This window comes from Pseudoalteromonas sp. DY56-GL22 (genome assembly GCF_041414715.1).
Classification (GTDB): Bacteria; Pseudomonadota; Gammaproteobacteria; order Enterobacterales; family Alteromonadaceae; genus Pseudoalteromonas; species Pseudoalteromonas simplex.
Genome location: NZ_JANHZR010000002.1, coordinates 192,779 through 215,717, shown reverse-complemented (window position 1 = coordinate 215,717; position 22,939 = coordinate 192,779). Strand labels below are relative to the sequence as shown.

General features: G+C 39.7%; 22 protein-coding genes and 1 riboswitch. Of the genes, 12 read left to right on the top strand and 10 right to left on the bottom strand.

All coding sequences use genetic code 11. The annotated features are described in order from the left end of the window. The first annotated feature begins 193 nt into the window (after positions 1-193). The 3 genes from NO991_RS04970 (at position 194) to NO991_RS04960 (ending at position 3,701) form a co-directional block, all read left to right on the top strand. Positions 194-1,483 carry a diguanylate cyclase domain-containing protein gene (locus tag NO991_RS04970; protein ID WP_371351728.1) on the top strand — a complete coding sequence of 430 codons (1,290 nt, stop codon included), beginning with the start codon at positions 194-196 and terminating at the stop codon, positions 1,481-1,483. Positions 1,484-1,580: 97 nt separating this feature from the next. Then, the gene (locus tag NO991_RS04965; protein ID WP_371351727.1) at positions 1,581-2,474 is read left to right on the top strand and encodes a TIGR01777 family oxidoreductase; all 894 of its coding nucleotides are present in this window, start codon (positions 1,581-1,583) and stop codon (positions 2,472-2,474) included. A gap of 81 nt (positions 2,475-2,555) precedes the next feature. Then, a complete protein-coding gene (locus tag NO991_RS04960) occupies positions 2,556-3,701 on the top strand; it encodes a GGDEF domain-containing protein (protein ID WP_371351726.1) in 1,146 nt (381 codons plus the stop codon). An 18-nt stretch (positions 3,702-3,719) separates the two neighbouring features. On the opposite strand, the gene NO991_RS04955 is transcribed toward NO991_RS04960, so the two are convergent. Continuing rightward, on the bottom strand, positions 3,720-4,670 hold the full coding sequence (locus NO991_RS04955; protein ID WP_054551477.1) for a LysR family transcriptional regulator: 951 nt from the start codon (positions 4,668-4,670) through the stop codon (positions 3,720-3,722). Between the two features lie 110 nt (positions 4,671-4,780). Here NO991_RS04955 and NO991_RS04950 point away from each other — a divergent pair, with 110 nt between their 5' ends. Both NO991_RS04950 and NO991_RS04945 read left to right on the top strand, forming a co-directional pair. Beyond that, on the top strand, positions 4,781-5,722 hold the full coding sequence (locus NO991_RS04950; RefSeq protein ID WP_371351725.1) for a sodium-dependent bicarbonate transport family permease: 942 nt from the start codon (positions 4,781-4,783) through the stop codon (positions 5,720-5,722). An 83-nt stretch (positions 5,723-5,805) separates the two neighbouring features. Then, positions 5,806-6,225, top strand: a complete 420-nt coding sequence (locus NO991_RS04945; protein WP_054551479.1) for a hypothetical protein — start codon at positions 5,806-5,808, stop codon at positions 6,223-6,225. Between the two features lie 12 nt (positions 6,226-6,237). Here NO991_RS04945 and NO991_RS04940 read toward each other — a convergent pair whose 3' ends face one another. The 3 genes from NO991_RS04940 to NO991_RS04930 form a co-directional block, all read right to left on the bottom strand. Beyond that, the gene (locus NO991_RS04940; protein WP_138600519.1) at positions 6,238-6,618 is read right to left on the bottom strand and encodes a hypothetical protein; all 381 of its coding nucleotides are present in this window, start codon (positions 6,616-6,618) and stop codon (positions 6,238-6,240) included. Between the two features lie 112 nt (positions 6,619-6,730). Then, complete coding sequence (locus tag NO991_RS04935; protein WP_138600517.1) at positions 6,731-7,315, bottom strand: hypothetical protein; 585 nt, start codon at positions 7,313-7,315, stop codon at positions 6,731-6,733. A gap of 83 nt (positions 7,316-7,398) precedes the next feature. Further along, on the bottom strand, positions 7,399-7,581 hold the full coding sequence (locus tag NO991_RS04930; protein WP_062564539.1) for a hypothetical protein: 183 nt from the start codon (positions 7,579-7,581) through the stop codon (positions 7,399-7,401). Between the two features lie 264 nt (positions 7,582-7,845). Between NO991_RS04930 and sbcB the strand changes: the two genes are divergently transcribed. After that, the gene (gene sbcB / locus NO991_RS04925) at positions 7,846-9,291 is read left to right on the top strand and encodes an exodeoxyribonuclease I (RefSeq protein ID WP_371351724.1); all 1,446 of its coding nucleotides are present in this window, start codon (positions 7,846-7,848) and stop codon (positions 9,289-9,291) included. 39 nt (positions 9,292-9,330) lie between these two features. On the opposite strand, the gene NO991_RS04920 is transcribed toward sbcB, so the two are convergent. Next, complete coding sequence (locus NO991_RS04920; protein WP_054551484.1) at positions 9,331-10,212, bottom strand: NAD(P)-dependent oxidoreductase; 882 nt, start codon at positions 10,210-10,212, stop codon at positions 9,331-9,333. A gap of 114 nt (positions 10,213-10,326) precedes the next feature. Here NO991_RS04920 and NO991_RS04915 point away from each other — a divergent pair, with 114 nt between their 5' ends. After that, positions 10,327-10,842, top strand: coding sequence for a glutathione peroxidase (locus NO991_RS04915; protein WP_054551485.1), 516 nt, complete (start codon positions 10,327-10,329; stop codon positions 10,840-10,842). Beyond that, entirely contained in the window at positions 10,808-11,791 is a 984-nt protein-coding gene (locus NO991_RS04910) for a 2-hydroxyacid dehydrogenase (protein WP_371351914.1), read from the top strand. The genes NO991_RS04915 and NO991_RS04910 overlap by 35 nt, the downstream gene beginning before the upstream one ends. Before the next feature lie 38 nt (positions 11,792-11,829). Here the strand turns inward: NO991_RS04910 and NO991_RS04905 are convergent, their stop codons facing one another. The 3 genes from NO991_RS04905 to NO991_RS04895 all read right to left on the bottom strand — a co-directional run bounded on the left by NO991_RS04905 (position 11,830) and on the right by NO991_RS04895 (position 14,343). Further along, on the bottom strand, positions 11,830-12,291 hold the full coding sequence (locus NO991_RS04905) for a hypothetical protein (protein ID WP_054551487.1): 462 nt from the start codon (positions 12,289-12,291) through the stop codon (positions 11,830-11,832). A gap of 59 nt (positions 12,292-12,350) precedes the next feature. After that, positions 12,351-12,950, bottom strand: coding sequence for an SMI1/KNR4 family protein (locus tag NO991_RS04900; RefSeq protein ID WP_235373097.1), 600 nt, complete (start codon positions 12,948-12,950; stop codon positions 12,351-12,353). A 67-nt stretch (positions 12,951-13,017) separates the two neighbouring features. Continuing rightward, entirely contained in the window at positions 13,018-14,343 is a 1,326-nt protein-coding gene (locus NO991_RS04895) for a sodium-dependent transporter (protein ID WP_300360133.1), read from the bottom strand. A 148-nt stretch (positions 14,344-14,491) separates the two neighbouring features. Here NO991_RS04895 and NO991_RS04890 point away from each other — a divergent pair, with 148 nt between their 5' ends. Continuing rightward, positions 14,492-15,229, top strand: a complete 738-nt coding sequence (locus NO991_RS04890) for a 4'-phosphopantetheinyl transferase superfamily protein (protein ID WP_371351723.1) — start codon at positions 14,492-14,494, stop codon at positions 15,227-15,229. Here NO991_RS04890 and lysC read toward each other — a convergent pair. Next, positions 15,206-16,585, bottom strand: a complete 1,380-nt coding sequence (gene lysC / locus NO991_RS04885; protein WP_371351722.1) for a lysine-sensitive aspartokinase 3 — start codon at positions 16,583-16,585, stop codon at positions 15,206-15,208. The genes NO991_RS04890 and lysC overlap by 24 nt on opposite strands. An 81-nt stretch (positions 16,586-16,666) precedes the next feature. Beyond that, positions 16,667-16,839: riboswitch (Lysine riboswitch) on the bottom strand. An 88-nt stretch (positions 16,840-16,927) separates the two neighbouring features. Beyond that, positions 16,928-18,178 (bottom strand): sodium:proton antiporter NhaD, encoded by a 1,251-nt coding sequence (gene nhaD, locus NO991_RS04880; protein ID WP_054551492.1) that lies wholly within the window; start codon positions 18,176-18,178, stop codon positions 16,928-16,930. A gap of 148 nt (positions 18,179-18,326) precedes the next feature. On the opposite strand from nhaD, the gene NO991_RS04875 reads away from it, so the two are divergent. From NO991_RS04875 to NO991_RS04865, 3 genes are read left to right on the top strand one after another with little or no spacing between them, the layout of a single operon-like run. Beyond that, positions 18,327-19,601: a hypothetical protein gene (locus NO991_RS04875; protein ID WP_166340378.1), complete on the top strand. Its 1,275-nt coding sequence runs from the start codon at positions 18,327-18,329 to the stop codon at positions 19,599-19,601. A gap of 2 nt (positions 19,602-19,603) precedes the next feature. After that, positions 19,604-20,149 carry a hypothetical protein gene (locus NO991_RS04870; RefSeq protein WP_063705788.1) on the top strand — a complete coding sequence of 182 codons (546 nt, stop codon included), beginning with the start codon at positions 19,604-19,606 and terminating at the stop codon, positions 20,147-20,149. Then, positions 20,149-22,935, top strand: coding sequence for an ATPase (locus tag NO991_RS04865; protein WP_371351721.1), 2,787 nt, complete (start codon positions 20,149-20,151; stop codon positions 22,933-22,935). Before NO991_RS04870 ends, NO991_RS04865 begins: the two co-directional genes overlap by 1 nt. The last annotated feature ends 4 nt before the right edge of the window (positions 22,936-22,939 follow it).

Sequence of the window (22,939 nt, the reverse complement as noted above, 5' to 3'; positions counted from 1 at the left end):
TAAATACATTTTTTACTTATTATCGGGACCAAAATACCAAAAATAAACACAATCTGCACCAATTTGTTAAGCTCACATTAATGAATTAGCTAAAATTTCGAATCCATATATCAAAACTCAAACTGGTAAAATACTCAACCTCAGTCAATACTTTATCATTACAGGTTAGTAATTTTAGGCTGTCGCTATTTCAATGTCGCTGAGAATTAAATTCATCTTTTTGCTATCTACCATTTTTTTAGTGGTGGTAGCCAATACCTTGTTTATCTATGTATTAGATAAACAAGGTCAGGCTAAGCTTGAGGCAGTGATCCATACTCATGATGTGCTCGATGAATCAGAAAAGCTCTACAATCAAATAACGAACGCAGAAACCGGGCAACGTGGTTATTTATTAACGCAAGATCTGAACTATTTAGAACCCTACTACGCAGCACTTGAACAAGTTAAACAACATTTTTTAGCCATCAATAGACTAACGCTAAGTAACCCCGAACAACAAAATACACTTGCAGTAATAGATGAGCTAGTCGACAAAAAGTTAGCGGAGTTAGCGTTAACTGTCACACTTGTAATGCAAAACACGCCATATGCAATCGAAGAAGCAAAAGCGATTGTTTTGACGAATGAGGGGAAACAGTATATGGACCAAATCCGCAAGCATATTTTACTGTTTCAAAATATTGAACGTGCCAAGCTAGAACAGCAAAATGCTGACTACCAAAGAAACAGACTATTCATAACTCGGTTTGTTACTTTGCAAATACCATTAATAGTGACCTTGTTAGTTTTTTGTGCTTTTTATATTAATTCAAGGCTTTTTAAACCTCTTAAGTTGTTAATTCAAAACACTGAACAACTAGAAAAAGGCGAAAGACCTAAAATGTTGACGATTAATTACAACGATGAAATTGGCTTTGTGTTAAAACGTTTTGCACGCATGAGTGACATTGTTTATAAACGAACGAGCAAGTTAAATTTTCAAGCTAGTCATGATCATCTTACAGGTGTTTTGAATAGAACAGAGCTAAAGCCTGCATTAAAGCAAGCCATTTCTACTTGCTCTAAAGACAGTAAGCTGGCCGTTATATTTATAGATATCAATAAATTCAAAAAACTGAATGATGAGTATGGTCATTTAATTGGTGACCAAATTCTCATTGAAACCGCAAAACGAATTACGTCATCTGTTAGAGCTGATGATGATGTATATCGTTATGGAGGAGATGAATTTGTCATAATTACACATAATATTGCCAAATACAGATACGTTAATGCGATGATCACTCATTTATTAGCACGTTTTGACAATCCTTTTGTACTCGAACAGCTGACATTAAATATTTCATTAAGTATTGGAGTAGCCCTCGCTCCTGATCACAGCCTAAATCATCAACATTTACTTAAACTCGCTGACCAAGCAATGTATCACGCTAAGCATGAGTCAAAGAATAGTTATCACATACACAACAATCGCGGCTAGAAGACTAATCTAAATTACTGCTTTATACGTATAAATTTGCAAAAAGCCCCATCACTATGTATAAAAAATACACACAGATTTTAATTAAGGTAGCACTATGCATATTTTATTAACAGGTGGAACAGGCCTCATTGGTAGACATTTGTGCCCTTTCTTACTTAATCACCACAAGGTTACTGTGCTAACACGCAATCCGATACAAGCTGCTGTGATACTAACTCATCAGGTACACACAGTTAAGTCGTTAGATGAAGTCAATTTTGAAGAGATTGATGCTGTCATTAATCTTGCAGGAGAGCCAATCGTCAATAAACGTTGGAGTGAATCACAAAAGCGCACTTTACTTAATAGCCGGATTAATCTTACCCAACAAATCTCAAAAGCGATTAGCCGCTGTGAGTCCCCTCCTCACACATTCATTTCTGGCAGTGCGATTGGTTTTTATGGCCGTCAAGAAAACCAGCCAATCGATGAAAGCTTTAATGATATATACCCTGAATTTAGCCATGTCCTTTGTCGTGATTGGGAGCATGCCGCAACGAAAGCGCACGGTGATCAAACTCGCGTTTGCTTGCTGCGTACAGGCATCGTTTTAGCAAAACAAGGGGGAGCTTTAGGTAAAATGTTGCCAGCTTTCAAGTTTGGTTTTGGTGGCCCTTTAGGTCATGGTCGTCAAGGGATGTCGTGGATCCATATTGACGACATGATCCAACTCATTCTTTTTGTGCTTTCACATCAAGAGGTTCACGGACCAATTAATGCCACCGCGCCAAACCCCGTTGATAATAATGAATTTAGTCAAACACTTGCGAATGTAATTTCGCGCCCTGCCATGTTGCGTATGCCTAGTTGGCTTCTCAAATTGATGATGGGAGAGATGTCAGATCTTCTACTTCATGGTCAATTTGTGCTTCCCAATAAATTACTTAATCACAATTTCCGCTTCCATTACCCAACATTGAAGCCCGCATTAGAAAGTCTGAAATTATAGTTACAATGTACTGGTTGATAAGATTAAACTAATACATAATAATTAACTTGATTTTAGTCGAGTGATTATCCAGGGAAAATCATGATGCATTTACCCACCATAATCAGCATTTCAATTTTATTGAATGTGATTATTGGGGCGTTTCTACTGTCTTTATATTTCTTGAGACAACAAGCAAGCTATTTATATTGGGGTAGTTCGTGTTTACTTTTCGTATTTGCGCAGATCACCGCATCTCTGCGTGTTTTTATCGACTTCCCCTTAATTACCCATTACTTGGCTGATTTACTCATTATTTCAGCGCCTTTAGCTGCAATTTTAGGGATACATGCGTTCAGTCAGTCAGATAAAAAATATCATAAAGCCTGTGCATTTGTAGTGATTCTATCCATGCTGATATTGCTGCCAGTGCATGACTCCCCGTTAAACCAAATAATCACCACGGCCATTATCGCCATATGCTTTAGCTACGCTGCTTTTGCCCTCAGAAAACTACAGGTTGAGCGCATCATGCATCTTGCTTTACTAAAACTATGCTTTGTAATTCATGCTTTAATTATGCTTTTACAGTTTTCGCTTTTAGTTTCGGATTATCAAGACATTATTATTGATACTGATTTAACTCACATTCTCGCGGTCATTCTGATAAGCCATATTATAATTACCACTCTAACCGCCATGATCTGGCCATTAATGATGTTTTTAGAATCAGAGCAAGTACTAAACGATCTAGCAAATCGAGATCCACTCACTGGATTATTAAACCGTAGATCATTTATAACAATTAGTAACAGCTACTTAGAACAAGCTAATCATAACCTGACTGAGCTCTGCGCTTTGATGATTGATATCGACTTCTTTAAAAAAGTAAATGACCAATATGGTCACGAAACAGGAGATGAAGCACTCAAATGGGTTGCAAAAAAGATTAAAAGCCAACTACGTGAACACGATTTGGTGGCCAGAATCGGTGGTGAAGAATTTGCAGTCATACTACCTAGCACCACTCAAACTCAAGGCGAAAGCCTATCTGAACGAATTCGTTTAGCGATACACAACGATCGTTTCTTTTATCAAAACCAAGCTCTAAAGCTTACGATCAGTGTCGGTATTATTACACATAAATCGGGCACCAATAATGTCAATGAGTTGCTCGCAGAAGCCGATAAAGGTTTGTACAAAGCCAAGTCAAATGGCCGAAATCAAGTTGTAACTATGGCATTTTAAATGCGGTAGTTAGAATCTTTAATTTAAGCTTTCATTGAGTAGGTTTAGCTCATTAGTGACCCACTGTTTATTTAAACATTGTTCTAAATTCAACTGAGCAAATTTTAAAAAGCTACGCGCCGCATGCGATAAATGGCGATCGGTGCGTACCACAAAATACCAATGACTAGCTAAATTGACATCTTTTACATCTAACATACAAAAACTTGTATCATGGGGTGGCAATACGTGGCGAGAAACAACACCTAGCCCCATTCCTGAACCAACCGCAACCCGAATAGCTTCGTTACTTGCCATTTGTACTGTGTTGCTTAATACAAAGCCTCTGCTTTGCAGTTCACTTTCAAACAGCATTCGTGTGGCAGAGCCAGGTTCTCGAAGCAAAAAACGTTCAGATACTAAGTCTTGTAATGTGACCTGAGTCTGACTCGCGAGCGCATGGTTGGTTGGTGCAATAAACACTAATGGGTTTTGTAAAAACCGTCCTGCTTTTGCATGTTCTAATGAAGGTGGATGACTAAAGACATAAATATCGTCTTCGCCTCTTTCAAAACGGGCTAGCACTTCAGCCCGGTTACCTATTTCAAGGGGTAACTCAACATGAGGGTGTAAATTACTATACGGACCAAGTAACTTAGGCAAGATATATTGCGCGGTGTTAACCATGGCTATTTTACAGCGCCCTCTCTCACCACCTCTAAGCTCAGCAAGATAATCTTGATAGTCATCAAAGTGACCAAACACCTGCTGACAAGTTTGAAACAATGCAAAACCCGCTTCAGTAACATGAATTCGCTGCTGATTAACCATCACTAATGGCTCATTGACTGTTTCTTGTAAGCGTTTAATTTGCTGCGATACCGTTGGTTGCGTTAAATGTAATTGCCTTGCTGTTTCACTAATTGAGCGTGTTTTTACAACGCACATGAATACCTCGAGTAAACGAAAAGAAATATGCCTTAAATCCATAAAATCAAACCCATAGATAAAAACCTATAGGATATTATCATTTATTTTATTATTTACTATGTGATTTTTTATCTAGAATAGCGGCGCTTTTTAATCAAGAGGAGAACAAAGTGCCTGATATTGTTGTAATGTTTTTTGTTTTAGGACTCACTGCCGGATTACTTCGCTCTGACCTAAAAATTCCGCAAGCGACCTATGAAACTCTTAGCCTATTGTTAATGCTCACCATTGGCTTAAAAGGAGGTATGGTGCTGCATGGCAATTTGCATTGGCAACTTCTACCAGAAATGGGCGCTGTATTACTACTTGGTGGCTTAATACCATTGATGCTGTTTCCTATTTTAAACAAACTGCTAAACCTCTCTGTTGCTAATAGCGCAAGTATTGCTGCCCATTACGGCTCAGTAAGCGCAGGTACATTTGCAGTTGCTTTAGCCTATGCTGAATCGAATTCACTTAATGTAGGTGCTGAAGTCACTCTGTATTTAGTAATGCTTGAGTTACCTGCGATTATTGTTGGATTGTTACTGTATCGCCGCCTTGGTAATGGTTCTGGACAAAACCTTTCTCTAAAAGCACTTTGGCATGAAACACTTACTAACAAAAGTGTCATTCTGCTAGTTGGTGGTGTAATTATTGGCATGATGTACGGGACGCAACAAGGGAGCCAAGTAACGAGTCTCTTAACGAACAGCTTTAAAGTTGTGCTGGCACTATTCCTACTTGAAATGGGTTTAATGGCTGCACAAACTCTGCGCCCTATTCCATGGCACCAATGGCGATTAGCATTATTTGCTCTTATAACACCAAATTTATTAGGTACAATCGGGGTCTGCGTTGGTACTGCATTACAACTAGAATTAGGCTCTGTGGTAATACTAGCAAGCCTAGTTGCAAGTGCCTCTTACATAGCAGCCCCTGCCGCGATTAAAGCAGCCATACCCGATGCAGACATTGGTTTAGCCATGTTATGTTCTTTGGGCATTACCTTTCCTTTCAATGTATTAGTAGGAATTGGCTTATACCATCAAATAGCATTATTTATGGGCTAAAAAACGGTCACACCTTAACTTTATTAATGAGATCTTCTGAAAAGTCGTTTAATATAAACAAAAAAGCAGCGCAAGGACATGCTATGTTTAATCAAACGCTCAGCACCGAGCAACAGCATGTGAGTGATATTTTTAAGCGCATATGTACGCTTTGTAAGGTGCAAAACTATGCTGAATTAGAAAGGCACTTATCGTTAACATCAGGTTTTTGCGAGCAAAGTATTGAAGTTGCTGCAGTGCCTTATGAACTAATTGATAACGTGGCTAAAGCTTCTGAAGTTAGCTTTGATTCACTACTTAATGGTAGCGAACAAACCACAGTGACACTTGATGGGGCGTTACTACAAGCAGTAAGTAACGGTATTATTAAGAGTATAAAAAAGCTTTCTATGGCGGGGCTAATTAAAGGTGATAACCACACTCATGAAGCCCTTAGTCAGCTTGCAGATATTCAGCTAAAACAAATAAAAAATGAGCTCAAAATACAAAGCCAGGTTAAATAACCTGGCTTTTTACTAATTCTTACCTTTGTACATTTTATCGTAGATATCGGATATATTATTTTGTTTATCGTAGTAGCGCTGCAGCTCCCCAAGCGATAACTCTTTTATTTCATTACTATCAAGCCCAACAGGCTCTGCTAACTTAAAGTCTGCAGCTTGCGGTGAATTACCCATTAAGGTGGCAATTTCACTCTTTAACTGTTCAGCTTTATTAAATAGTTTAATTGCTTTGCTGATATCTGTTTCATGCTCAGCTTGTAACGTGCACCAAACTACCTCAACTGATTTAGATCTGATTTGATCTTCAAAGATATTTTTACGCGCAATCAACCATGTACTTGCAACAAGCAAGATGGCTAAAACGACAATGGCTATGTAAATTAGTTCAAGCATTACGATCCCTCGGTAAACTAAATGTTACTATACACCCAAACTTGGTTCGCAATACATCAGGAAAAAGCATTATAAATGAAGTTATAGGACTGAAAAACATCATAAATTAATGTTAACTTTTTGTTCCAAAAGGCCAGCTTGGACTAAGTAATAGTTTTAATTTGGTTTTCAAAAGACCTGGAAACAACATTACAACAGCAAGGACAATACTAATGTAGAGCACAATAAAACTATACATGTAGTGTATGTAGGCGTGTTCTTCTTGAATGTTTAAGACAACAAACTTAACCCAGACAATTAAATGTGCGATTGTCACTACGATCGTGAGCTTGAATACACTTAAAAACAGCTCTCCATACTTATAGCTGAATCGCTGATGTAATTTGTATAGGATATATAAACTTAAGAGGTTTATCCCAGCCACACTCAGATAAACATTTTGAGCAATTCCACTTTCACCGGTTTCTTGAACGTATATAAGTACTTTTTCCATAAGTAGAGATGTAAGCTGATATTTAAACACAACCACGGCTATTGATAAGAAATCACTGAAAAGCTCTCTATTTCGTAGGGCTCTATAAAATGATAGGACTAAAGCAACTGCATAACTTATTGCAATGATTACCTGCACTGAAAACACTTTATGAACAGCTGTTGCTACAAGCAACTCATTGTATAATTCGACTAAATATTGCATGAATCATCCTACTAAAGATGTTCATAATCATAATCTTATAGCATAAAAAAAACCAGCTCTTGGCTGGTTTTCTTTACTTTATATTAATTTTCTTTTTTCTTTGGGTTAAGAATGATTATCCCACCAGTTCCCTGCAATTCTTGATTTTTCTTTTTCGGGTTTAGAATAATGATTCCACCAGTACCTTGAAGTTTTGTTGTATCAAAGCTAGGAGCTGGTGCTGCGTCGAATGCTAAAGTAGATAGTAATAAAGCTGATAAAGTCATTTTTTTGTTCCTTCATTGTTAAAGATAGCTTTCGTTAGCAAATACCGAGCCACTACAATAAAAATTTAGGTAAAAACTAACGACTAGACCCTATATAAGCATAAAACCTAGCCGTTAGGCTATTTTTTATACCGCGCAGGTATATAAAACGACCACTAAACAGCATCAGCACCTTTAACTCTATAAACTAACAAGCCTCTATGCCATAATTCTGTCAATTCAAAAATAAGTCAAAGCGGCCCAACGCTTAGCAAGGTTTAATGCATGGCATATCCAGAACAACAGCAACCAACAATTTATTGGCACGACTACGAAACATTTGGCGCAAGCCCTCAAAAGGACCGCCCAAGTCAATTTGCAGGTATTCGTACCGATCTCGATTTGAATATTATTGGTGAGCCGTTAATTGAATATTGCAAGCCTGCAGCCGATTACTTGCCGCACCCTGAGGCGTGTTTAATAACGGGTATTACCCCGCAAGTTGCAATGCAAAAAGGCTTAGTTGAAGCTGAGTTTATGGCAAAGATCCATGCTGAATTTAGCCAACCTAACACATGTGTTGCGGGCTATAACAGTATCCGTTTTGATGATGAAGTCACACGTTACAGCTTATACCGTAATTTTTATGACCCTTACGAGCGAGAATATAAAAACAATAATAGCCGCTGGGATATTATTGATTTAGTGCGTGCCTGTTATGCACTGCGCCCAGAAGGCATTGAATGGCCGCTCAAAGAAGACGGTACGCCGAGCTTTAAGCTCGAGCATTTAACCGTTGCCAATGGCATTGAGCACACTGCTGCTCATGATGCATTAAGTGATGTAACGGCAACCATAGCGTTGGCAAAATTAATAAAAGAAAAACAACCTAAGCTGTATCAGTTTTTCTTTAGCTTACGCTCTAAAAAAGCACTGGCTGATTTAGTTGATGTGTTTAACATGACACCACTGGTGCACACTTCATCACGAATTCCGGCAAGCCAAGGCTGCACCAGCTGGATTGCACCAATGAGCTTTCATCCAGTGAATAAAAACGCCATTATTTGCTTTAATTTAACTGAAGATCCGCAAGTGCTATTAGATTTACCTGTTGAAGAGCTACGCACGCGTCTTTACACAAAACACAGCGACCTTGGCGAAGACGAAGCACCGGTAGGCTTAAAACTCGTGCATTTAAACAAGTGCCCTATTCTTGCTCCAGCAAAAACCTTGTTACCAGAGAACGCAGCCCGTTTAGGTATTGACCGCGAAAAGTGCCTACAAAATCTCGCTATTTTAAAAGCCAACACAGAACTTCGCGACAAAGTGACCGAAGTGTTTAACGAGCAGCGTGATTACGGCGAAACCACCAACCCTGACTATCAACTTTATGATGGTTTTACCAGCCATGCAGATAAAGCTAAATTTGCCATTATTCGAGATGCAAGCCCTGAGCAATTAGCCACAATGCAGCTAGATTTTGATGATAAAAAGTTTGCTACCTTGTTATTTAGATATCGCGCTCGAAATTGGCCACACACACTAAGCCAAGATGAACTGGCAAAATGGCGCCAGTATTGTCAAAACAAACTAATGCACGGTGAAGATAGCCCGTCGATCAGTGGCCAAGATTTCATGATCACTCTTGAAAATCTGGCTCATGAAAATGATGATAACGAGAAAAATCTGCATATATTAAAAGCGTTGTACAATTACGCACAAAGCATGTAATAAAAAACGCGACAATCATTGTCGCGTTTTTTATGGATATTACTTTTTATGTAACGCTTCGATACGCGCTAATAAACTAGATGTGTCGTACCGACCGCCACCTAAGGCTTGTACATCGGCGTAATATTGATCAACTGTTGCCGTCATCGGCAAAGTTGCGCCGTTGGCCTTTGCCTCATCCAAAGCGATGCCTAAATCTTTACGCATCCAATCAACAGCAAAACCAAATTCGTATTCGCCAGCCCACATTGTTTTGTAGCGGTTTTCCATCTGCCATGAACCTGCAGCGCCTTTAGAGATGGTTTCAATTACTTTTTCACCATCAAGGCCAGCTTGTTTTGCAAAGTGTAACCCCTCAGCCAAGCCTTGTACCACACCCGCAATACAAATTTGATTTACCATTTTACACAGTTGACCAGAGCCTACTTCACCTAATAATTGGCTAAAACGGCTAAAAGCAGCCATAACAGGTTGAACAACATTAAAATCAGCTTCGTCGCCACCAACCATCACGGTTAATACACCATTTTCTGCCCCAGCTTGACCGCCAGAAACCGGCGCATCTAAAAATGCGATGCCTTGTAGTTTCGCTTGAGCAGCCACTTCACGTGCCACTTCAGCTGACGTTGTAGTGTGGTCAACTAAATAGCTGCCCTCATGCATGCTTGCCAGCACACCCTGTTCGCCATAAACAACTGAACGTAAATCATCATCATTACCTACGCACATGAAAACGATATCAGCCCCTTTTGCTGCTTCACTTGGTGTTTCAGCGTATTCACCTTGATACTCAGAAACCCACTTTTGCGCTTTAGCCGTTGTGCGGTTGTAAACTGTCACGTTGTGACCTGCGTTGGCAAGGTGACCCGCCATTGGATAACCCATTACACCTAATCCGATGAAGGCGACTTTCATTGACATAAAACTGACCTATTTGAGTGATAAATTAGTAACAATTTCATTATCTCAACCGAATAACTAAAAAGCGAATGAAAAAAAGTTCATTTAAACCGTTAAAAAACACACAGGTAAAACATGGATAGTATATATCGTTTCAATGCCCAGCTTGCATCTGGTGAAAACTTCAGCCTTGAATCGCTACAAGGAAAAACAGCACTTATTGTCAATATTGCCAGCAAATGTAATTTTTCAGTGCAAATGGCAAGCCTTGAAAAACTCTATCAAGAATATAAACAGCAAGGATTTACCGTACTCGGTTTTGCCTGTAATCAATTTGGCCACAATGAACCTCTAGATGGCAATGAACTTAAAGCCTTTTATCAGCAACACTTTGATGTCAGCTTTCCCATTTTTAACAAGGTGTTAGTCAACGGCCCAGACGCCCACCCGTTATTTAATTATTTAAAGTGCCATACTCGAGGAATTGCGCAAAACCGCGCAATTAAATGGAATTTCACCAAATTCCTTATAAACTCAGAGGGTCAACTCGTTGCGCGATATGCCCCGCGCACCAAGCCCGAAACCCTCAAAATGGTGATAGAGAGTAATTTAAATGATGAAACTGGCCTTATTCAGTGCGCAAAAGTATGAGCAACCGTTTTTTGAAAGGAATCTAACTGAATACACTGAGTCTGTTTCGCTCAGTTATTTTGAACAATCCTTGAACAGCAATACCACGCCCCTCTGCCAAGGTTTTGATGCTGTATGCGTGTTTGTAAACGATACGGTCGACAAACACGTCATTGCAGATATGGCGGCTGCCGGTATAAAGGCTATCTTATTACGTTGTGCTGGCTTTAATAATGTTGACCTTGATGCTGCCAAAGAATATAACATCAAGGTTTGCCGCGTGCCTGCATATAGCCCAGAAGCAGTAGCAGAGCATTGTATTGCCCTTATGCTAACGCTCAACCGAAAAACCCATAAAGCCTTTAACCGCGTGCGTGAAGGTAACTTTGATTTAAACGGTTTACTTGGTTTTAATCTGTTTAAAAAAACGATTGGGATTATCGGCTGTGGCAAAATCGGTTTAGCGCTGGTTAATATCTTAAATGGCTTTGGTGCTAAGGTACTCGTTTGCGACCCAATGGCTGGTGAAGGCCCTTATACCCTGTGCGATTTAGACACATTGCTCACCCAAAGTGATGTCATCTCATTGCACTGCCCGCTCAACGAGCACACCCATCATTTAATTGATGCTAGCGCATTTGAGAAAATGAAAGACGGTGTTATGCTGATTAACACCTCTCGTGGTGCACTTCTTGATAGCCAAGCATGTATTCAAGCGCTTAAGTCTAAAAAGCTTGGACACCTAGGCCTAGATGTGTACGAACAAGAGTCAGAGTTATTCTTCAAGGATCACCGTGAAGAAATCATGCAAGACGATATTTTTTCACGCCTTATTAGTTTTCCAAATGTGTTAGTGACAGGCCACCAAGGCTTCTTCACCCAGGAAGCACTGAGCGAAATAGCCTGCACCACATTACAAAGTGCCAATGAAATAAGCCAAGGCTTAGCATTAACTAACGAAGTTATTTAAGAAATGGCCTTGATACTTCTCATCAGGCGTTAAGCTCATCAATGCTCGTTTAACCTTTCATTGTTATCGAGCATTTTTACTGGTAATTGGTGATCAACCAAAAAGTCGTAAAATCGTAAATCTTCAATTAGATCGGAAGATGCTAGCTCGAAATCTTGGTAAGTTAGGTTTTTATAACTAAACCTCACTGTATGTTCGAACCTTTTAGTTTGTGAGTAAAGAATTTCAGTTACTTCGGAAATATCTATTTTAACACCTAATAATAGTAACTTTTCACCGTCTATTGACACCTCAACTGAATTTTTTGGCTCTATCATCCAATAATCTACAATGATAGAAATGATGCAACATACAACTATAAAGCCGAGCTGCATAAAAAATGGTTTTTCTGCAAATTCAGTTAAATAATAAGCAAACATACCACCAAATAACAATCTGTATAAAAAGCTGTTGAGCAATTTAAAGCTAACCTTCTTCCTTTTTCTTCTAAACACTTGCAAAGCTAACCATCCTTTATTAACTTATTGATTTTATGACATTTTAATAAAATTATGTTTCATTACTTTTGAGATAACTCTTTGAGTGCATCTATGAAGTGTGTATGGTTGTATGAATAACTGCCATCTTCCTCTTCAACAAGCGAAGGGCTATTTAGTAATTCAGTGAGGAGCACTAAGAAATCATCAAGTGACTTTGCAAAAACACACTTATCATCTTCGTCTCGGCCAAAATTGATAATTTGACCTTTCGTTCCTGTCGGGCCTGGATCAAAGTCCACCCCTATAAAATTACCTCCTCCATCTCCAAGTAGAGGTAACCATTTAGTATTCGCATATTCAATTTTTATAGCGCTAGGTGTTAGGGATGAACAACTCTCATTTAACCCTTCTAATCCTTGGTCAATAATCTCTCGCCAAACATTTAACTCATGAATAATTTTTTCTGTACTTAATAATGAAAGGCCAAAAACGAAACCAGCCTTAGTGCGGAATTGACCATTACAATTTGCATATATTGATACAAAAGATTGAGGTAAAGTATTTCCAACCAAATCTGCAATTTTATTTAATGACTCAACATTCGACTCATTATTAATAACATCTATCAGAGCTGGAAACTTTGATTCTATTTTTTCTCTTAAAACAATCCATTCGTTCATAATATATCCTTATTTTAAATGACTTTACTTAAGATGGTCTGATTGAGTAAATGTGAGTATTAGTTTTTTATTTCAACAACGCCACGTTCACGAATACCGCCGTCATTAATAACGGGCAGATAAAGCGAATGTACTGGGCAAACCAATAATGAGGGCCGCTCGATACTTGATGCAATTTATTACCACGCTGCCATAACCAACCAACGGTAATGAAATAGAACAGCCCCATTAAAGGTAATTGGTACTGTGTAAGCACCATAATGACTAAACCAAATAACCAGTCAAAGTTTAAGATAATCAGTGATGAGGCAATAAACACGATTAGGGTTACAAATAAGGTCGCTTTTTTGCGCTCAATACTGTGATTCTCAACTAAAAATGCCACTGGAATTTCGGTCGATGAAATAGTTGACGTCACTGAGGCAATCGACATTAATACAAAAAATAATAAGCCAACGAGTAAACCCACTTGGCCCATTGTGCTAAACAGTTCAGGTAAAATCGCAAAAATTAACTGCCCTTCACCAACCAATTTACCACCGCTAAATACCTCTACACCGTTATGTTGAGCAACAAAAATAGCCGGAATAATCAATAAACCCGCTAAAAAGGCTACACCAGTATCAAGCAGTGCCACGGTTCCAGTTAGTTTAGGCAGGTTGGCATCTGGTTTTAAATATGAGCCATAAACCATCATACAACCAACACCTAACGACAATGAAAAGAATGCTTGCCCCATTGCCGCAATAATTAAGTTTGCATCAAGAATTTGACTAAAATCTGGCACTAAGTAGGCTGCAAAGCCATCCATCGCACCATCTAGGGTCGCGATATAAGCAATTAACGCCACTAATAACACTAGCAATAATGGCATTAAGCGACGTGACCAAGTTTCGATACCTGATTTAACGCCTTTTAAAATAATACTCGCAGTAAGAATAAGCATCAGTGGCGTAAACACAAAATTGCGCGCCATGGAGTCACTGTGTAAAAAGTTACTTAGCTCAGTAAAACCAAAGAAGCTTGCGACTGGCTCAAGCGCATAAGCGAGCATCCACCCTGCAACTATCGAATAAAAGCTCAGCATCACAACCGCACCAAAGAGGCCAATATAGCCTGCTGCAGCGCCCACTTTAGGCGCTGTGTCTTGCCATGCATTAGATAATGCTTTTACTGGATTCGCTTGCGCTTGGTGGCCTAAATACAGCTCAGTATAAAGAGCCGGAAGCGCTAATAAGAAGATAACAATGAAGTAAACGAGTAAAAATGCACCGCCGCCATGGTTTGCCGCTTGTGTTGGAAAGCCCCAAATATTACCTAAACCTACCGCCGCGCCAGAAGCTGCTAAAACGAAACCTAATCGACTTTGAAAGCCGTCACGAACTTGTGCCATACATCTACAAATCTGTTATTATTTTTCCTCATTAAACCATAATTACAGTCAACTGCGTAAACTATTTGCGTTTGTTCATGCCTATAAAAGTGCATTTGCTGTAAAAATAAACAAAACTAAATACGAGCTTTCGTGTAAGCGTTAAACCATGAGCAGTCACTACTTTTCGAACACTCTTATCATCGAGCAACAACGCCAAACAACGGCCAAAAAAATCATGCTGATGGATGCAACATGTATTGATGTTGCAAGTTTACCCCTTGATAAATTACTCAGTGAGTTTGAATTAAGCGTACTTGAAAAACGCAAAGTGCCTAGTACCAAGCAAGAGTACTTAGCGACTCGCCTAACGTTAAAGTATTTGTATCAACATGCTTACCCTCATGACGATTTAGCGCTCAGTGAAATATCAAGCCAGTTTGATGACAAAGACAGCAAGCTCAAATTACATACAAAACGAAGAGAGCCTGTGTGGGCTTGTTTATCACATTCGAATGGTTTAATTGGCGCTGCTCTTAACCCAAAACAGCAGCTATTTGGTTTTGATATTGAACAAAGCAGTAAACCTCGCCCTTTTATCAAACTCGCAAAGCATTTTTATCATCAAGATGAAGTTGACTTAATTAGCCGTTTTGACGCTCCCGATGAACAGGCACAGTGCTTTTTTAGAATTTGGACATTAAAAGAAGCGCTTGCCAAAGCAAGTGCTCAGCCGATTGCGAAACTACTTGCTCCTAATGTATTCGAAGAATTGAGCAAACATAATTTCAGCGCGAGCAGTAACTCTATTGAAGGGTTTGATATAAGTGTTGTGGCACAAAAAAGCACTGACTGGCAGTGCTCTTTTATTAATTTTAACGACTTACGCCGCGACTTGGCTTTCTAATAGTCGGCTGTGAATAGCCTGCACGACTTCATCTGACTCACTTTGCTCAACTAAGAAGCACAGATTATGTTTACTTGCACCGTGGCAAATTAAACGAATATTAAAATCACTCAATACCTGCATTAAGTTCATTTCTTGCTGACGTAATTGAATTTCAGAACCAATTAAAGCCACCAGCGTTAAGTTATTCTCAACCGACACATGACAAAACTCAGAAAGCTTATCTAAACAAGCTTGATCAAGCTCAGGGCGTGATGCATTTGGTGCGTTATCTAAAGTGATTGCAACACTGATCTCTGAGGTAGTAACCAAATCAACCGAAATATTAAACTCACTTAAAATGGTGAATACACGCGCTAAGAAACCACTCGCAAGGAGCATTTCTGGGCTTTTAACCGTTAACAGAATTTGATTTTTACGCTGTGTTACGGCACGAATACCTGGTTGCTGAGATTTTTCTTTTTCAATCCATGTACCACCTAACTGTGGTTCACGGCTTGAACCAACAAACACACTAATATGGCTACGGCTTGCAGGTAAAATGGTTGCAGGGTGCAGTACTTTCGCACCAAACGTTGCCATTTCTGCCGCTTCATCAAAGCTTAAGCGTGCAATTGGGCTTGCTTTAGCGCATAAACGCGGATCAGTACTGAAAATACCCACAACATCGGTCCAAATATGCACGCTTTTTGCGTTAATTGCTTCAGCGAGTAATGCAGCACTGTAATCTGAACCACCACGGCCTAAAGTGGTCGTTTGATTGTGCTCATTGCTACCAATAAAACCTTGGGTTACCACAACATGGTCATCAAGTAGAGGCACTAAATGCTCTTTAGCAGCCGCTGCGGTTGCTGCAACATTTGGGGTAGCTTTAGCAAATTGGCTATCTGTTTTTAGCACTTTACGAACATCAAAACGCACCGCATCAAGACCTTGGCCACGTAACACTTGAGTAAACAAATACGATGATAAACGCTCACCAAAGCTCAGTAGTTCATCTTGCTCAGCTACTGACTTTGCGCCTTCTGACGCTAGATTTTGGAAAGCCTTAAGCGTTTCATTAAAGCCATGTGCTAAATCAGCATCAAGCGATAGTTCTGCCAAGATAGCTTCTTGAATGGCGACAACGCCAGTAATGTGCTCGTCACGCTCAGCCGCACTCAAATCAGCTTTACACAATGCAACTAAATGGTTTGTCACGCCTGCACTGGCACTCACAGCAACTATACGTACTTGATTATCAGCACAAATGATTTCAGCGCAGCGGCTCATAGCATCAAAGTTAGCTACACTGGTGCCACCAAATTTTGCAACAACGTAATCTGATTTTGTGTTGGCGGCTAATTGGGTATTCATGTCGTCTCCTTTTGTGGAAAACTATCCACAGTAATTCAAGAAGAACTCGGCAAGGGGGTGCTTTGAAAATAAAGAGTAGTCCATGCCAGAAGCTCTCCACCTAGTTTGGTGACAGTTTTGAGGATTCAGCCCCATAAACCGAAAAATAACCGTGACGTCCGGTTAATTTTCTCGGCGAGTACTTCCCTCATTAATGGTCATCGGCGTTCGTCACCTCACATTAATTACCTAAGTATCGCACCTCTTCTGAATGTTAAGTTAACACCTGGTTAAAATAACAAAGCCTGCTGTTAAAAGCAGGCTTTGAAAGTTAACGTTTAGACGTCTAGCTGTCAAGTTGTTTTATGAAATTAAACTGCCCGCTAAGTGCGAACCGTAATAACCAACGGTATAAGCAATTAATAAATAAACCGACATTTTAAGATAGCTCATAAAGGTTAGTGCTTTTACCTTACTCATGGCAATAATACCTGCCGCAGAGCCGATTATAAGCATTGAGCCACCTACCCCAGTTGCGTAAGTAAACGACAACCATTGCTGAGGGCTCATCACAATATCAGCTTTTAAAAGTGCTGCAGTTAGAGGTACGTTATCTACCGCCGCTGATAATAGCCCCATTAAATAGTTGGCGTATTCTGGTGCCATCAATTCATAAAGATGAGTAAATTTAGCAAGCATACCGACTTCTTTTAATGCACCAACGAGTAATAATACCCCGACGAAGAACAATAAGGTGTCGTATTCAATTTCACGAATATAATCGATGATTTTTTTGTTTACGTCTTTTTTGCGCATTAAAAATTGCGCAACCAAAAACATAAGTGATAAACCAAATAAAAAGGTTAACAGCGGCGGCACACTATAAAGCACACTCAAAGTTAACGTGGCAATAATCGTCGAGAAGAAGATAACCGCAATGGTAATATCTGTTTTTTCGATACGACGGGCAGCTTGTTTTTCAAACACAACATTACCCGACATACCCACCGACAACATTGCCGCGAGCAGTGCAACACTTGTCAGTGCAGGGGCAATTAATAATAGTAGATTAGCAATGGTGACTTTTTCGTCTAAGAAAATCATCAAGGTTGTCACATCACCTGTGATCAACGACACCCCACCCGAGTTAACACTAAATACAATTAAGGTCGCATATTTTATTAATTTTTTAGGATCTAACTTAAGTGACATCACCACCGCAAGCGAGATTAAAGTTGCCGTTATGTTGTCTGAAATAGATGAAAATAAAAACGCAAAACCACCAATCAGAAACATCAGCTTTCGTTCACTGATTTGATTTGGCATAATTTTATGAACAATATTCTGGATAAAACCTTTAGAGTTTAAATACGCTACAAAGGTCATCGCAGCCATTAAAAACAGCCACAAAGTCGCGATTTCTAATATGTTGTGATCCAGTTGATGTTGTATGGTTTCTGGGCTTTGCCCATGAATTGGAGAGATAAATAAGATAATCCAGCATAAAGTGCCAAAAAAAAGCGTCGTTTTGGCCTTGTTTACATGGATAATATCCTCTATAACGATAAGCAAAAATGCCACCGCTATCAGGGTTAGGATAAGTGGGGTTACCATGGTGTTTGAACAACCTTTATAATAATGTAAAAATTGTAAGTCGAGTGTTTCGGCGCGGATTCTAGCAGCATAGAAAGCATAAAACTATTCTCAATTACATAATTTACTACTAATCGCCAACACCAAAGTCTGAATTTACTGGAGCCTTATGATCCCAGCTAAAAAGTTATTAAATACCCTTACTGAACATTGGGGGGTGTTAGAACTGCTATTTAAACGTTTTAAGATGGCTGATTTCAGCTTGAAAGACGTACAAAATGCGATAAAACAAAAGCAGCCCTCATGGTCAAACGAACGCATTTATAAAGAAACAAATCGTTTATTGAATCAAGATATTATCATTCCACTGGCAAAATCATCACAGTTAGAAATAAACCGCGCGATCGCCGATTTTGCGACTTTCTTGCTACAAGAAGAGCACTTAGGTCTTGCTCAAGAGATTAGCGTGCTCGTTGATGACTTAGCTCGCCTTGGCAATCGCCTTGCTAAAGCGGGTGAAATTGAAGATTACGACGAGCTTCGCCGCTTTAGCCGCATTATGGATGATCGGGTACGCAAAATAATGAAATTGTTTGCCCACAATGAAAACGCAATTTTAAATATTGTTGAGCAAGCAAAAGCAGACAACGCGGTGCAATCACTGCAAAAACGCTATCAGGCTGTAATTGAAGCGTTCGATGAATACATCGAGCCTATGCTGGAAATGGTTGATATTCGAGGTGACTTCCACGCTTGCTTTAATACCATCGAAGCGCAAATTAGCTCGCAAATAGAGCAAATTGACCGCCTTGGTAAATCATATCAAGACAAGCGCATGCTTGAACAATTACGTACTCGTATTCTAGAAATGCATTTAGTTGGCCGTGAAAGTTTACGTAAAAGCGCCGATATGTTGATGCCACTGCGTGAAGAGTTACGCCGCAACAACTTAATTACTCGCCAAGCGGCTAAAGTGCTTGGTTTAGTGCGTAAAAATGGCGTCGATAACATGTTAAGTGCAGTACAGCCTAACTTTGTTTCAGACGCACAACGTTTTTCACTTGGTCAGCAACGTCATATCGTGGCTTATATGGCAGGCTTAGTTGACTTTGAGCACGATGAATATCAGCTTCCTGAACATGATGATGTGCCCGCCTATCAAAGCCCGCATATTCCTGATTACAACGACGTTAAAACACAATTTAGAAAACGCTTTAAAAAAGCCAGCAAAAAAGCTCAGCCGCTGCTTAGTTTCTTAGATGAAAGCTACCCAGATCTAGAGGCTGACGAAATGCTGTTCTTATATCAAAAATTGATTAGCGATGGCGACCTTGAAATCAGCCAAAGCCAAGAGAAAGTAAAAATAAAAATTGCCCAGCAACACTTCTCTCTTTATCCATTTAACTCATCGATTGCTGACGATAAAAAAGCAACAGAGCAATAACCATGACAGATATTAATTTAGATGATTTAACGCATCTGCAAGCTATTAATAAAAAGCTCACATCAGGCTACCACATTAGCGAACAAGACACGCTGATGTGGCAAGAGCTTGATCAACACATTGATGCTTACCGCGCATTATTTAACGCCCTTGGCCATGACCTGCAACACGATAGCCGTGGCTTTTACTATTTTGGTAGCGACGAAAGCACCCCAAATATGGGTAAAATTTCGCGTGCCATCGCACTGACTATCTACATCTTGATTGAGCACTATGCCAATACCGGTAAAGATCCAATGCGTGCCTTGTTTGACGAAGTAAACGACCTTGAACTAATGCAAACCTTAGTGCAAATCAACAAGCATTTGTTTGATCAATTAGAAATCTTCTCAGGCTCAGATTTACGCAAAGACGTTTACCTACGTATGGTGCGTTTAGGTCTTGCTCGCGAAGTAGAAAACGGCTTTATGCTGCAAGCACCTATTTATCGTTATATCGATGCATTAATGGAAGTAAACGAAGAAACCTACCTAGGAGATGACGAATAATGCAAAGCCAAAGCCTTTACGGACTCAGCAAACTTGCGCTTTTAAATACCGCTGGCTATGCAAAATGCGTGATCCCGTTGGATAAAAGTAGCTCTATTTGTGCACCGAATAATACCGGTAAAAGCTCGGTAATTAATGCCCTGCAATTTCCACTGATTAATGATTTGCGTTTAACAGAATGGGATGGCCATGATTTAGACGAAACCCGAAAATTCTACTTTTCGTCAGACCAATCCTATATTTTGCTTGAAGCTGACCTACCTAATGGCCCTGTGGTGATTGGTGTTGCTGGCCTTGGTAAAATTGCTGGTTACGCGCATCAGTTTTTTTGCTACCAAGGTAAGTTGAACCTTGAACACTACACGCAAGGCAAAACTATTGTAAAATTCACCAAGCTTTTTAATCACTTAAAAGAGCAAGGTTTCAATCCAATTGAATTAAAAGCGCAAGAGCTAAACGCCCTACTCACTGGCGGCGCAACCCCATTTGATGGCGATATCAACTTAAAGATGATCCCCCTCAATAACGTGCAAGACTCAGCGATTTACAAAGAAATTTTCCGCCGTATCCTTAACTTGCATAAGTTAGGTGCCAGCGATGTGAAACGCTTTATGTTACGTGTATTTGAGCGCCATATGTCAAACTCACGGGTTGATTTTTATGAAGTATGGCGACGTTCATTTGATAAAGTGAATCGCGCTAAACGTGAATTAAAAGCCCTTGAGTCAATGCAAGAGCCAATTGCAGCTCTTGAATCTATGCTTGAAAACCAAACGGTTTTAAAAGGTAAGCTTGCTGCTTATGCGCCAAAAATTGACCAAGCACTGATTGACTTTGAAACCTATCAACAAGAGCAACTCACTGAGCTAAATATTGCCCTTGAGGATATCGAACACGAAAAGCACGAGTTCGAACAAAAGCAGCAGCTGTATATTCAGCAATCGCGCGATATTGAGCGTAAACAAACTCAAATAGAACAATGGTTTTTAGACTATCGTGCGCTTAAATCTGAGTTTGAGTTGGTTAATAAATCCACTTTAAAAGTCAGCCTTACTCAGCTTAAACAAGATTATGAATCGCTATCGCATTCATTAAGCAGTGCTCAAGGGCAAAGCTTGCACACCCTTGATTACCGTATTAGCGAAACACAAAAGCAAATCAAGAGCTTAAAACTGCAGTTAAAGAACCTTGAGTTCAATTTATTCACCCGTATGCGTGAAGATTTATCTTTGAAAGAAGTTGAAGAGATTTCGCGTATTCTGAACCCAGATATCTTATCGTTTGCCACCACCAGCAATGGTGATGTTGAGATCACAGACGAAGATGCCTTTGGGGAGTTCTTAGAGCAGTTATCGGCTAACGTGAAAGGCGGTGTACTGACTCTGCCTGGTGCGACGATTAAACTTAAAAAGCTAAGCCCAGTGCAAATGCAAACTGGCGAAAATAAAGAGCAATTAACTGCGCAACTTGCTGCTCTTGAAAACTCACTGAAAGAGTTTAAACAACAGCGCGAAGTCGCCGCAAATGTCGCCGAAAAGCAAAAAGAAAAAGATGCCTTGTATGATGAGTTAATGGCCTCAGAAGAAGCATTAAAACGTTTTGAACAATTTGAAGTGATGCAGCAATCTGTCGATGCACAAACCCTGCTAAAAGAGCAGTTAAATGCAGAACGCGAACAAGTTGACGACTACCTGCAAGATATTCAAAAGAATAGTGGCTCAATCAGCGATCGTCGCTCAATTATCAAGTCGAAAAAAGATTTGCTCGCGCGCCAAGCTGACCGTTTACGCCAAGTTAAATCTGAACGTATCGATCACACCCTTGATGTTTACTCAGGAAAAGTCACTCCGTACATGATTGAAATCAGTATTGATTTTGATAACTTAAGTGACCTCATTCACCACTTCAATAAAGACTGCCAAGAGTTACGTAACTTTGATATCAACGTACGTAACACCTACCTGCATATTTACAATGCAGGTATTACTAAATTTGATAACGAAAACGATGAGTTTACTAAATACGAAAAGCTTATTAGCGCGTTTCATAACATTGATAACGAGCGCGATGCGGTTGAACGTCAAGGCAGAGTTGCGTTAACTGAAGTAGCCGCAACCATTAAAGGCTTGCGCGAAGACTTAGACCGCCTACGCCGCGAAATGAACAGCTTTAATAAAGGCATTAGTCAGCACCGTATCTCTAACCTTCAAGCATTTAAAATTAATGTTATTCCGCGCAAGATGTTGGTTGATAGCATTGATACTATTATTAGTACCTCAAGTCAGTTTGAGCAAGGCGATACCCTCGACCTATTAAGCCAAGAGCCTTATAGCGAATCTGCAGTAAACGAAGCGAAAGATCATTTGATTAAGCTTGCCTCTGAAAAAGCTGGTTTAACACTGACCGACTTATTCGATATTCGTTTTGAAGTAGTAAACCGTGCTGGTGAAACTGAGCACTTCGAAAAAATCGATTCAGCTGGTTCTAACGGTACGCGTATTACCATTAAGTTACTTTGCGGTATGCTGTTTATTCGTTACTTATTAAGCGACCAAGAACAAAACTTGTATCGTATTCCGATTTATATCGATGAAGCAGCCGATATCGACCCACAAAACCAAAAAGCAATTATCGAAACCGCGCTTAGCTTTGGCTTTGTGCCGATTTTTGCCTCAGTTAAACCACAAGTTAGCTGTGATTACATCGTCCCTATTCGCACTGTTAAAGATGGCGCACAAAACTGGGTCGATGAAAAAGACTGGATAGAAGTGGAACACAGTGCTTAATTAC